The sequence below is a fragment of the Pelotomaculum schinkii genome, assembly GCF_004369205.1.
Lineage (GTDB): Bacteria > Bacillota > Desulfotomaculia > Desulfotomaculales > Pelotomaculaceae > Pelotomaculum_C > Pelotomaculum_C schinkii.
Window position 1 is genome coordinate 862,808 of the sequence record NZ_QFGA01000001.1, and the last position, 12,396, is coordinate 875,203.

General features: G+C 50.0%; 10 protein-coding genes and 1 other annotated feature (1 of these 11 running past the window's edge). Of the genes, 9 read left to right on the forward strand and 1 reads right to left on the reverse strand.

Features of this window, described 5'->3' with window-relative positions:
• The first annotated feature begins 1 nt into the window (after position 1).
• From Psch_RS04135 to Psch_RS04175, 9 genes are all read left to right on the forward strand, one after another.
• Complete coding sequence (locus Psch_RS04135) at positions 2–1,141, forward strand: 2-oxoacid:acceptor oxidoreductase subunit alpha (RefSeq protein WP_134217687.1); 1,140 nt, start codon at positions 2–4, stop codon at positions 1,139–1,141.
• Positions 1,142–1,157: 16 nt separating this feature from the next.
• Positions 1,158–2,003, forward strand: a complete 846-nt coding sequence (locus Psch_RS04140; RefSeq protein WP_134217688.1) for a 2-oxoacid:ferredoxin oxidoreductase subunit beta — start codon at positions 1,158–1,160, stop codon at positions 2,001–2,003.
• Positions 1,990–2,535, forward strand: a complete 546-nt coding sequence (locus Psch_RS04145; RefSeq protein WP_134217689.1) for a 2-oxoacid:acceptor oxidoreductase family protein — start codon at positions 1,990–1,992, stop codon at positions 2,533–2,535. The genes Psch_RS04140 and Psch_RS04145 overlap by 14 nt, the downstream gene beginning before the upstream one ends.
• A 287-nt stretch (positions 2,536–2,822) precedes the next feature.
• Positions 2,823–4,613 carry a sigma-54 interaction domain-containing protein gene (locus tag Psch_RS04150; protein WP_190239226.1) on the forward strand — a complete coding sequence of 597 codons (1,791 nt, stop codon included), beginning with the start codon at positions 2,823–2,825 and terminating at the stop codon, positions 4,611–4,613.
• A 214-nt stretch (positions 4,614–4,827) separates the two neighbouring features.
• Positions 4,828–6,213, forward strand: a complete 1,386-nt coding sequence (locus Psch_RS04155) for an ATPase domain-containing protein (RefSeq protein WP_190239227.1) — start codon at positions 4,828–4,830, stop codon at positions 6,211–6,213.
• Positions 6,214–6,219: 6 nt separating this feature from the next.
• On the forward strand, positions 6,220–6,942 hold the full coding sequence (locus Psch_RS04160) for an RAD55 family ATPase (protein ID WP_134217692.1): 723 nt from the start codon (positions 6,220–6,222) through the stop codon (positions 6,940–6,942).
• Entirely contained in the window at positions 6,939–7,946 is a 1,008-nt protein-coding gene (locus Psch_RS04165) for a V4R domain-containing protein (RefSeq protein ID WP_190239228.1), read from the forward strand. The genes Psch_RS04160 and Psch_RS04165 overlap by 4 nt, the downstream gene beginning before the upstream one ends.
• The gene (locus tag Psch_RS04170; RefSeq protein ID WP_190239229.1) at positions 7,943–8,242 is read left to right on the forward strand and encodes a hypothetical protein; all 300 of its coding nucleotides are present in this window, start codon (positions 7,943–7,945) and stop codon (positions 8,240–8,242) included. The genes Psch_RS04165 and Psch_RS04170 overlap by 4 nt, the downstream gene beginning before the upstream one ends.
• Positions 8,243–8,277: 35 nt before the next feature.
• Complete coding sequence (locus tag Psch_RS04175; protein ID WP_190239230.1) at positions 8,278–9,357, forward strand: two-component system sensor histidine kinase NtrB; 1,080 nt, start codon at positions 8,278–8,280, stop codon at positions 9,355–9,357.
• Positions 9,358–9,553: 196 nt separating this feature from the next.
• Here Psch_RS04175 and leuS read toward each other — a convergent pair whose 3' ends face one another.
• On the reverse strand, positions 9,554–12,037 hold the full coding sequence (gene leuS, locus Psch_RS04180; protein WP_190240223.1) for a leucine--tRNA ligase: 2,484 nt from the start codon (positions 12,035–12,037) through the stop codon (positions 9,554–9,556).
• Positions 12,038–12,241: 204 nt separating this feature from the next.
• Positions 12,242–12,396, reverse strand: a binding site (T-box leader); it runs 127 nt beyond the window's last position.

Consider the following 12,396-nt stretch of genomic DNA (forward strand, 5'->3'; position numbering starts at 1 on the left):
TATGAATGATGTTGCTCAGCTGGCCCGTTTAATGCAGGGTAATGAAGCTATTGTGGAGGGCGCGCTGGCCGCCGGCCTCCGCTTCTTTGCAGGGTATCCCATTACCCCGTCCACTGAGATTTCAGAACTATTAGCTGCCAGATTACCTCTCTATGGGGGCAGGTTTATCCAGATGGAAGACGAGATGGCCAGCATGGCTGCCATCATCGGCGCCTCCCTGGCTGGATTGAAGTCACTTACCGCTACCAGCGGTCCCGGCTTTTCACTTAAACAAGAGAACATCGGCTTTGCCTCGATGGCTGAGGTGCCCTGCGTGGTGGTCAATGTACAGCGTCACGGACCAAGTACCGGTATTCCCACCGCCCCGGCTCAGGGGGACGTTATGCAGGCGCGCTGGGGCACCCATGGCGACCACCCGGCAATCGCGCTCTGTCCTGCTTCCGTACAGGAATCATATTCGCTGACCGTGGAAGCTTTTAATTTTGCAGAAAAATACAGGACACCGGTAATTCTTCTTACCGATGAGGTCATCGGCCACATGAGGGAAAGGGTGATCCTGCCCCAACCGGATAAACTGAATGTGATCGACCGCAAAAAACCACCGGCCGGTCTTGAAAAATACTATCCCTACAGGCCTGGCGAAGACGGCGTTCCAGCTATGGCTGATTTTTGTGAAAATTACCGCTTTCACGTAACCGGTCTGGTACACGACGAAAGCGGCTTCCCCACTACCGACGCGGATGTTGCCGAAAAATTAATCAGACGCTTAAACAATAAAATTATGGATAACTTGGACGATATTGTCCTGAGTGAGTCCTGGCTGACTAAAGACGCGGACATTATTATCGTAGCCTACGGCGCCGTCTCACGTTCAGCCAAGAAAGCGATCAAAGAAGCGCGCGTGGCTGGTTTTAAGGTTGGCCTGTTCCGCCCCATCACCATCTGGCCGTTTCCGGAAAAAGAAATCGCTGTCCTGTCCCGGCAGGCTCACACCATGATAGTACCCGAGATGAACCTGGGCCAGCTCAAATTGGAAGTTGAGCGTGCCGCCTCGGGCAGGTCCAGGGTTATTGGAGTCAATAAGGTCAACGGTGAATTGATTACTCCCGGCGAAATTTTAGACGCAATCATAAAACAGTAAAGTCGGTGAATCATTGGTGCAAAATAATGTTAATAAATATTTGCGCTCTGAAAAGCTCCCTCATATCTGGTGTCCCGGCTGCGGCAACGGGATTGTATTGGGCGCCATAACCCGTGCTTTCGGCCTTTTAGACTGCGACCAGGACAATACCGTCGTTGTTTCCGGGATCGGCTGTTCTTCCAGGGCCACCGGTTATCTTGATTTCTGCACCCTGCACACCACCCATGGCAGGGCCCTGGCCTTCGCCACCGGGATCAAAATGGCCCGGCCGGAGCTTAAGGTGTTTGTTTTAATGGGTGACGGCGACAGCACCGGTATTGGCGGCAACCACTTTATCCACGCTGCCAGGCGCAACATCGACCTTACTGCCATTATTTTCAATAACAGTATCTATGGTATGACCGGGGGGCAATCCTCCCCTCTCTCACCGCTCAACTCAAGGGCAACCACCGCTCCCCAGGGGACGTTTGAACGACCCTTTGACCTGGCGGAACTGGCGCGGGGAGCGGGGGCCACTTACGTGGCAAGAGGCACCACCTACCATGCCAACATGCTGACCCAGTTAATCAGGAACGGAGCTGACCACAAAGGCTTCAGCGTCGTGGAAGCTGTCACCGCCTGCCCGATCTCTTACGGCCGGCGTAATAAGATGGGTAACGGCTACGACATGCTGCTCTGGCAGAAAGAGCACAGCGTCCCTGTTGAAAAAGCCAGAAAGCTGACGCCGTTAGAAATGGAAGGAAAGTTTGCAATTGGTGAACTGTATAAAGCAGATGCTCCCGAGTTCACTGACATTTATGAGCGTTTCATAGAGGAGAAGCAAAAAAAGAACGAGGAGGAGCGGCATCGTGGCGTTAACTAGTGAAATTATACTAAGCGGCACAGGTGGTCAGGGGTTGATCCTGGCGGGACAAATCCTGGCGGACGCCGTGATCAGAGACGGTAAGAATACTGTCCAGACACAATCTTACGGGCCGGAAGCCCGTGGCGGGGCCAGTAGAGCAGAAGTCATTATCAGCGACGGAGAAATTGATTACCCCAAAGTCACCAAACCCGACATTTTGCTTGTTATGAGCAGGGAAGCTCTTAAAAAATATGCGGGCAGCATCAGCGAAAACGGGACATTGATCATCGACGACACTTATATTACGGACCAGCTCCCAATAGGCGCCAATGTTTTCGCCGTACCTTACACCCGCATCGCCAGGGAAAACCTCGGCAAGGAAATGTTCGCCAACGTGGTGGCGCTGGGCGCTCTGGCCGCAATTACAGGTATAGTTACCAAGGAATCACTACAGTTGGCTCTGATGTCCCGGATACCACCGGGGTCGGAAGCTTTAAATAAAAAGGCGCTGGAACTCGGCTGGAAAAGCGCACACCAGGCCGCGGCCTAACAGTTTGGTCGTAGGTGGTTAGGCATAGGGCGCAAGGTATATTCTGTATTTCTTTGGGTCGAAGTAAATCACCTCTATTTGGTGGGAATAAACGGTTTTGATTTGAGTTAGCAGTTGTTGTTTTTTGGCGTCTAAAACACCCGCTTGGGGGTTGCAGGCGCTTTCATATTATATTGCGCTTGCGGCAAACGATTGATTTTGTTTGAAACCCTGGTAGGAATTAATTAGAAGTTAAAGAATAATATTACTAACCGCCCCAAGAGTTTATAGTATGGGAGTACTAATCAATGACAAGACTCGCCCAGGTCAGTGAAAGTGGCCAGAAAGTAGCCGAGGCCATTGCCACGGTGCTAAAAGTCGATGTAGAAATAATCGATACCGATCTGGTCCGCGTGGCCGGCACAGGTATAATTCGTTACGATGTCGGAACCAGGCTGTTGCGCGGCTTTGTCAATAAACACGTCCTGCAGACCGGTAACCATATTTTCATCAGGGAGGCCGGTTTTCATGAGATTTGCCTGTCCTGTCCCCTGACCGGGCAGTGCTTTTACAAGGCTTCCATTGTTTATCCCATCACCGCAGGCTCGGAAACTATCGGGACTATCAGCTTGATTGCCTTTAATGAAGAACAAAAGGAAACCCTCGGGACCAACTCCGATTCTTTGATCGAATTCATCGGCCGCATGGCGGACTTAATAAGCAGCAAGGCCCTGGAAAGCGAGATTTTAACAGAACGCATGGTAATGTCAAACCACCTTGAAGCTGTTGTCGACTCTGTTGACGAATGCGTTATCGCCGTCAATAGCGAAGGCTTTATCACCCACTTCAACCGTTCTGCGGAGCGTGTCTTCGGCACCAGGAAGAAACAGATCCTTGGCAAGGACTCCAAACAAATCCTGCCCACCCTGCCCTTTTGGGAGGTGCTGCAAGAAGGCAAGGGCTTCAACTCGCGCGAGGTTTTCATTGCTTATGAAGGGCGCAAGCTCCATCTGTTGAGCACGCTCAAGCCAATCAAGCTGGACAGCGGACAGGTAGTCGGTGTTGTGGGCACCTTCCGGGACTTTAAAGAAACACAAAAACTCGCTTACGAAATCATGAGCAACCAGGAAATGATCGTTTTTGAAGACATCGTGGGGATCAGCAGGCCGATGCTGGAGATAAAGGCCAAGGCCCAGAAAGTAGCAGCCAGCAACTCGACCGTCTTAATTGTGGGAGAAAGCGGCACCGGCAAAGAAATCTTTGCCAGGGCAATTCATGCTGCCGGGCCACACGGTCACCGGCCTTTTATCTCCATTAACTGCGCTGCCATGCCGGAAAACCTCCTGGAAATAGAGCTTTTTGGGTATAACGAGGGCGCCTTCAGCGGAGCGCGGCGCGGGGGCAAACAGGGCAAATTTGAGTTGGGCGCCGGAGGCACTATTTTCCTGGAAGAAATCGGCAATATGTCCCTGTACCTGCAAACAAAGCTCCTGAAAGTCCTCAAAGAGAAAGGGATTGAGCGGGTTGGCGGCACGCGGGTAATCCCGGTGGATGTCAGGGTCATTGCCGCAACCAACACTGACCTGCGGGAACTGGTAAGGAAAAATATCTTCAGGGACGACCTCTACTACCAGCTGAGCGTCATTCCCCTGGTGATACCCCCACTGCGGGTACGGCAGGAAGATATCCCGATCCTTCTGGACTTTTACATGAAACGGTTCAGCAAGCTACTGGGCAAAGAAATCAAGGGTTTTGACGACGAGGCGCTGAACTCCTGTATAAAATATTACTGGCCAGGCAATGTTCGGGAGCTGGTCTACGCTGTGGAATACGCCATCAATCTGGAGGAAAACGACTTGATTACCATGGAGAGCCTGCCTCAGGCCTTGCGCGAGTCGGTCAAAAAAGGAACATCCGCCGGCATTACCGGTGACGGTAAGCTGATGCCCCTGGCTCAGTTGGAAAAAGAGGCCATTATAACTGCCCTGGACCAATTTGGTTGGACTGATGAAGGCAAAACCAGGGCCGCCAGAGTCCTCGGGATCAGCCGGGCGACCATCTACCGAAAAATTCAGAGGTACGACCTGGCGCCCGCTTGAAGAACACATAAGACTTCGCCTAAACCCGCTGCCTTTATTGGAGCGGGTTTTGTTATATTATATGACTGTTGCCCAGTATAACCAGAGAAACTAAAATTTTCATATTAAGATAAATTACACCGTTTTCCACAAGGAAATTTCCAATTGATGTCGAAAACTGAACAGTCACAACAATCCAAAAAATGTTCATTATGAGAAAGGAGGAAATTCCTTTTTGGATAAAGCACCTACCGGAATAAAGGGCTTTGACGAATTGTTGTACGGCGGAATTATACGTGGCAATACTGTTCTACTGGAGGGAGTCCCCGGCGCCGGTAAAACCACTTTTGGTATAGAGTTCATCTACCACGGGATCACCGAATTTAATGAGCACGGGGTAATTGTTACATGCGAGGAATTACCCGAATCAATATACCGTGACGCTCTTAACTTTGGCTGGGACCTGAAGGATCTGGAGAAGGCCAACAAACTGCGAATCCTATGCACCTCTCCGGAAGTACTGGTGGATCCTGATGTTAACCTTATAGAAACTGTTGTTCGCGAGGTTGGCGCCAGGAGAATCCTGGTCGACAGTATCAGCCATTTTCAAAATGTTATTAATAACCCGCTGTTCCTGCGTAAATCAGTTTATAGTTTTTGCAACGGTTTGCGCCGTCTGGGCTTGACAGCCTTTTTGGTTAAGGAGCGGGTTAGCGATGGGACCCGGGATTACGCATTTGAAGAATACGTGGTTGACGCGGTAATCCATCTGGAAAACAGGGAACGTCCGGGCCTGCACCGGCACCGGGTGATGGAAATAACCAAAACCCGGGGCCAGGAGCACATCCCCGGGAAACAGACCTTTCGCATTACTAATGAAGGGATTAAAGTTTTTCCTCTGGTTGGTTCAGTGGACATTGGTGTCGTGGAACACCAGGAAAACGGGCTGCTGCATACAGGTGTGCCGGGGCTCGACGAATTATTGCAGGGTGGGTTACCCAGGGGTTTTAGCGTAGCGGTTGCCGGCAGTTCCGGAACCGGTAAAACAGCATTGGGTATGCAGTATCTGGTTAAGGGAGCCCAGAACTTCGGCGACAAAGGGTTATTTCTGTCTCTCGAGGAAACCCCGCAGCAATTAATGGCCAACGCCCGGCGCTTTGACTGGGATATGTCCGCCCTTCAAGAACAAGGACAGCTTCGAGTTTTGTATATGCCTCTTTCCAAGATGGAAATAGATGAGACTATTATCAAGCTGGGCGAGATGGCAAAATCATTTGGAGCCCGCCGGCTGGTAATAGACTCCATTTATGTTTTTCTTTCGCGTATTGACAACGCAGCTGTCCTGCATGAAAAATTCTATAGCCTGGTCACCTATTTAAACAGCCTTAACTGCACCACTTTATTAATCAGCCCGGCCTGGGAACTGGCAGACAACGGCAAAATTGAAGTAATTCATTCAGTAGTCCAGGGAACCATCCTGCTTAAGTCAATTCTATCGCAAAATCGCCGGGTCAGGCAGTTGGAGCTATATAAAATGCGGGGAGTCAACCATGCCATGGGCAACCACTTGTTGGAAATCAATTCTTCGGGTATACAGGTATTCCCCCGGCTAGGAGGATAGTTTCAGATGAGTAAAAGAGCTTATTTTGGAGTGGAAGGTCTGGATCGCAACCTTGAGAAAGGCTTGTTGTATGGTTCCCAGATTATGGTGGAGGGCGATTCCGGTATTGGTAAAACCGTGCTGGCGGGGGAATTTATTAAAGAGGGTTTGCGATGCGGCGATACTTGTGTCTATGTAGCCTGTGATGAGCCTCCCATGGCGATGCGCGAGCATTTACTGAACTTCAAAGTCGGCACCCCTGCTTATGAAGAAACGGGCAGGTTAATCTTTGTCGACGCCTATGAAGAAGGAGAAAGCCTGGAAAAATACGCCCTTTCGGATCTTCGCAACCTGGATAAGTATTTTGCCCTGGAAACAGAAGTACTGCGTGGCAGCGCCGGTCGCAGGGTGAGGTTGGTGGTAGACAGTTTGAGCACCCTATTTACTTCCATAGATCCCGCTGATATTTTGGATTTTCACAGGGCCCGGATTAAACATCTCCGGAAAAAAGGGATCCTGGCTATGGATATATTTGTAAGCGGGGTCCTGGAACCCAAGCTGGTAACCATCACCGGTCATCTCTATAATTTTATGCTGAAGATGAGTTTCAGCGGCAACAGGCATAATCCTGTGCGCCTATTGCAGATTGGCAAGGTAAAAAGCCAGCAATTTGTATCCACTCGCCACATATTTACAATAAGTCCTGTGTACGGCATCCTTGTGCCCGCTGATATGGGGGTGATCGTATGAAAGATGACGTAATTTCCAAGGAAATAATCAACTATTTGTATATGAGCATATGTAAGACACTCAAAAATGTTCCCTTCAGCAACCGCTATTGGGTGGAGCAGATTATGATGGGACCGGCCCGATATATCCTCGAAGAGTACGATGATGAGCTGCATTTTACATCAAAGGACCCCGTAGAGGTTTGTATAACCTTTCTCGACTTTCTGGAAAGCAAGGGTTTTTTGCTTAGTGAGGATTACCACATGGAAGAATTTAGGGATGACCTGTTGGTACATATTGAGCGTGATAAATGTATTTACCGGAAATATTGCATGCACGCCCCGGAGGAAGGGTTACTTTTTTACTGCGCGCGTGTCGGTACTTTTCAGGCGGTTTTACACAAAATCCTGGGTAAAAATTATGAAGCGACAGTTGAAACAGACCAAAGCGGAATCTGCCACGGGAAGCTGTCCCCCACAACCAGACCTAAAGAGGAGATTGTTAACCGCGATGGACACATGCTGAAAATAGCAGGCCGGCGGGCTATACTTCTATCACATCTGACCTTTGCCTCCCTGCTGACGTCGATTAAAGAACACGCCCCCCACACTTTAAAGCACGTGCTTTATGACGCCGGTTACCGGTCGGGGTCTTCCGTCGCTCTTAAAACCAAAAGTTTATACCCAGACCCGGTTGAGTGCTTACAAGCACTTTTAGATGAAATTAAAAATCTTGGGTTGGGTTATGTAGAACTGGTTTCCTTCAAACCCTCCCATGGCCGTGCCAGGTTAAGGTGTTATGATTCTATCCAGGCGTTCATAGCAAAAGAGCACGGCTCCCTTTACCGGACTCCGCAGGTGAATTGCGACTTCTTGAGAGGGATATTTGCATCTTTTGTCAGCATCATACTGGATAAAGAAATCATTTGCGAAGAGATGGACTGCCAATCAATAGGGGGAGATTACTGCGAGTTCCTGGCCATGCCCCTTCCAAAGAACCTGTTGGATAAAGGAGGAGCACCGTGACAGGAGGATTGACTGATGAATTTGATCAAGTCCTACAAAGTATCATAAGGATTGAACTGTTAACCTTTTTTCAGGCAAATCCGCATACACGAGATACAGTTGGCGGTTTGGCCCTTCGTTTGCACCGCTCTCAACACCAGGTTGAGCTGGCGCTTAATACACTTTGCGCCATTGGCATTCTGGAAATAGGCGGAACAAAAAAGGTCAATATTTATTACCTGAGCAATAGCAACATGGTCAGCGTCTATTTCCAGGAACAATGCGAGAAATATGGCATTGAGCCGCACTTAAGGTAACTTATGGTGTTTACGGTTGTGGAGGTGTGCTCATTTTGTTGGAATTAGCAGAAGAATGGTCCCGCTTGGCTTTAGATCACCTGCCTGTAGGATTATTAGTAATTAACCGTCACAGGAAAATTCGCATTTTTAACCAGACCCTGTCAAGGTTTCTCGGACTAAAGAGTGAAAAAGTCCTGGGCCGGCCATTGCTGGAACTTATGGACGATCGGGGAACTGAATTTAACATATTGCTGCAGACCCTTATTACAGGTAAAGAGTTTCAAAATGTTAAGCCCCAAGCCGTGACTACAGTCTCCTGTTGTGTTGCCTGTCTGGTAAACACCTACCCGGTCAGGAACAGGACCGGTATAACGGTGGGCGCTATGGCCGTGTTTTCACCGGCAGCACGCCTGCAAGAGATGGAAAACGCAGTTGTTAAAGCCGAAAAGCTGGCTATCCTGGGACAGATGGCGGCTGGAATGGTGCATGAAATAAGAAACCCGCTCACAGCAGTCGGCTGTTTTTTGCAATTATTGCATAAGTGTTTAAAGGGAAATCCCAAAGAAGAATATATACCCATAATGCTGGCCGAACTAAACCATGCTAACAGGCTTATTTCAGAGTTTTTGCAGTTTGCCAAGCCCGGTTATTCCAGACCTGGCAGGTGTTCTATAGTTGAAATAATAAAAGATGTGGTTTTGCTTGTGGAAAGTGAAGCGCTGTCTCGCCAATTTAACATAGAGGTAGACCTTGATGTTAATATTCCAAAAATCATTGTTGACAGTGGTCAACTAAAACAAGTTTTCATAAATATTATAAAAAATGCCTTTGACGCCCTCTCCGAAGGTGGAAAAATTTTTGTACAAACCACATGGAACGAACTTGAAGGTTTTGTGCAAATTTCTTTCAGGGATACCGGCGTGGGGATCGATAAGGAAACTCTAGAAAATATGTTCAACCCGTTTTTTACTACCAAGGAAAGCGGTACCGGCCTGGGCATGTTTACAAGCAAAAAAATTATTGACAACCACGGAGGCCGGATTGAAATACAGAGCGAACCTGGTAAAGGGACCACAGTAACAGTGTTGCTGCCCGTTGAGCAACAACATGCATATACTAGAACAGGTATTTAAAGTAGCGTTATGGGCTTAGGATTATTAGTCGTGAGACGTGAGACGTGGGACGTGGGTATATTCTGCATTCCTGTAGGGTCGAGAAAATGAATTCGCACCCACATTTATAAACAGTTTGCAATTTATAAGCATAGCGGGGGTTGCCATCATGGCGCCACCCGCTCGGCTACATGGCTAAAAACACTATTATCAGTACTTACTTCACCACAATGTTGACCAGTTTGCCGGGAACCGGGATGACTTTAATGATTTGCTTACCCTCTGTCAGTTTCAGCACCCTCGGATCCTGTATTACTTTTTCCTGCATCTGCGCCGCGCCAATCCCGGCCGGTACCAGCATGCGGTCACGGACTTTGCCGTTGATCTGCACGACGATGGTGACTTCATCCTCCACTAGCGCCGCCTGGTCGAAGGAAGGCCAGGGCTGCCGGTGGATGCTGCCGGTATGACCGGTCTCCTCCCACAATTCTTCAGTTATATGCGGGGCGAAGGGCGCCAAGAGGAGCAGCAGGCTTTCCACTGCCTCTCTTATTACTGCCGGATCACGGTCAGTTTCGGGTAGTTCCTTGTACTGGTAAAGAGCGTTGACCATCTCCATTACTGCACTAACGGCGGTATTAAAATTAAACCTGGCGCTGATGTCCTCCGTCACTTTCTTGATGGTGGCGTGGGTAACTCTCCGCATCGACCGGTTTAGGCCAACGAGTCCACTGGACGGACGCTTTGGCGCGGTTTTCAGGGTAGACGCCAGTGAAGCCACCAGACGCCAGACTCTTTTGAGGAAACGGAAACAGCCCTCCACCCCCTGGTCGCTCCATTCCAGGTCGCGCTCCGGAGGCGCCGCGAAGAGAATGAACAGCCTGGCGGTATCAGCCCCGTAACGGGCCACAATATCCTCCGGGCTCACCACATTGCCCTTGGATTTGGACATCTTGGTCCCGTCTTTTAGAACCATCCCCTGCGTAAGCAGGTTGGTAAACGGCTCCTGATTGCTAATCAGTTTCAAGTCATAGAGCACTTTGGTGAAGAAACGCGAGTATAAAAGGTGCAGGATGGCGTGTTCCACCCCGCCGATATACTGGTCTACCGGCAGCCAGTAGTCCACCTTGGCTTTATCCCAGGGCCCGTCAATATCTCTCGGGCTGGTGTAACGGTAGTAGTACCAGGAAGAGCACATAAAGGTGTCCATAGTATCGGTTTCTCTGATCGCCGCCCCGCCGCATGAGGGGCAAGCGGTGTTGACAAAATCAGGGCAGTCAGCCAGCGGCGACCTGCCGGTGGGTTTAAACTCCACGTCCATGGGCAGCAGCACCGGCAGGTCAGTCTCTGGTACCGGAACAACCCCGCAACGTTCACAATATATGATCGGAATTGGCGCGCCCCAGTAGCGCTGGCGGGAAATCAGCCAGTCCCTCAGACGATAATTGACCCGGAACTTACCATTACCCATACCTGCAAGTTCGCTGGTGATTTCTTTCATGGCGCGAGTATTGGGCAGTCCGTTAAAGCGACCGGAGTTGACCAGTAAGCCTTCCCCATCATAGGCTGATTCCATGGTCGCCGCATCCAGCTCAATGCCCTCCGGCTGGATCACCACACGGACTGGGTAGCCGTACTTACGGGCAAATTCAAAGTCACGCTGGTCGTGGGCAGGCACGCCCATGACACAGCCTGTGCCGTATTCCAGCAGGACGTAGTTGGCAATCAGTACCGGAACTTTTTCCCCATTCAGGGGGTTGATACAATATGCCCCGGTCTGCAAACCAACCTTTTCTACCTCGTTCGAAGTACGGTCGATTTCGCTCAAGTTCCGCACCTTGCGGATAAACTCTTTGATCTCCGCTTCCCGCTCTGAGCCTGCAATCAGCTTTTCCACCAACGGGTGTTCCGGCGCCAGGACCATGTAAGTTACCCCAAAAATGGTATCCGGCCGTGTTGTGTAGACTGTGATGACCCCGTCGAGTCCGTCCAGCTTAAAATCTATCTCCGCGCCCTCGCTGCGACCGATCCAGTGCTCCTGCATGGTCTTGACCTTATCAGGCCAGCCCGGCAGGAGTTCCAGGTCTTGCAGCAGGCGCTCCGCATAGTCGGTAATCTTAAAAAACCACTGCGCCAGTTCCTTTTTTTCCACAGGGGTATTGCAACGCTCACAACCCCCGTCCTTGACCTGTTCGTTGGCCAACACCGTGGCGCAGGCAGGGCACCAGTTGACGGCAGCTTCCTTTTTGTAAGCCAGTCCGTTTTTAAAAAGCTGGAGAAAAAGCCACTGCGTCCACTTGTAGTACCCGGGATGGCAGGTTGCAACTTCCCGGTTCCAGTCGTAGCTGATTCCCATCTGCTTTAACTGGGCCCGCATGTTGTCGATATTAGCAAAAGTCCAGTCGGCCGGATGGATGCCGCCGTGTTTGATCGCCGCATTCTCAGCCGGCAGGCCGAAGGCGTCCCAACCCATCGGATGAAGGACGTGCAAGCCCTGCATCGTTTTAAACCGGGCTACCACATCGCCGATGGAGTAGTTCCTGACATGGCCCATATGTAGTTTGCCGGACGGGTACGGAAACATTTCAAGGCAGTAATACTTGGGACGATCCGAATAATCGGGGATTTCATATGTTCCCTCTTCTGCCCAGCGGGTCTGCCATTTGGCTTCAACTTCTGAAAAATTATATTTGTCGTTAATAGGACATCCCCCTAATAGCAAAAGTGCGCGCTACTGGATTAAAGCGGGCAAAAGCCCGCCTTCCCCCAAAAATTCTATCACAAAATCTGTAAATCCTCAAGTTTCTATCATAATTGATAGTGTTTTCGTAAAAAAATGCGGGCGTATTCATTCGCATACGACATCATAGAAAAGCAGAATAAATAAAAAAACCCTCTTCATCCCAACAGGGACGAGAGGTTTTTCCCGCGGTACCACCCTTTTTGGCAAAGCAACCTGTAGCCAACCACCATCAGAACAACATTTCCTTTTTTGAGGAAACCGGCTCGATGACGTTAAGCCCCCGCGTCTTTACCCGCTTCACGCGATAACGGCGCGTC

Coding starts and splice junctions, on each gene's coding strand:
- Psch_RS04135 (WP_134217687.1), top strand. CDS start 2: ATGAATGATGTTGCTCAGCTGGCCCGTTTAATGCAGGGTAATGAAGCT.
- Psch_RS04150 (WP_190239226.1), top strand. CDS start 2,823: ATGACAAGACTCGCCCAGGTCAGTGAAAGTGGCCAGAAAGTAGCCGAG.
- Psch_RS04160 (WP_134217692.1), top strand. CDS start 6,220: ATGAGTAAAAGAGCTTATTTTGGAGTGGAAGGTCTGGATCGCAACCTT.
- Psch_RS04165 (WP_190239228.1), top strand. CDS start 6,939: ATGAAAGATGACGTAATTTCCAAGGAAATAATCAACTATTTGTATATG.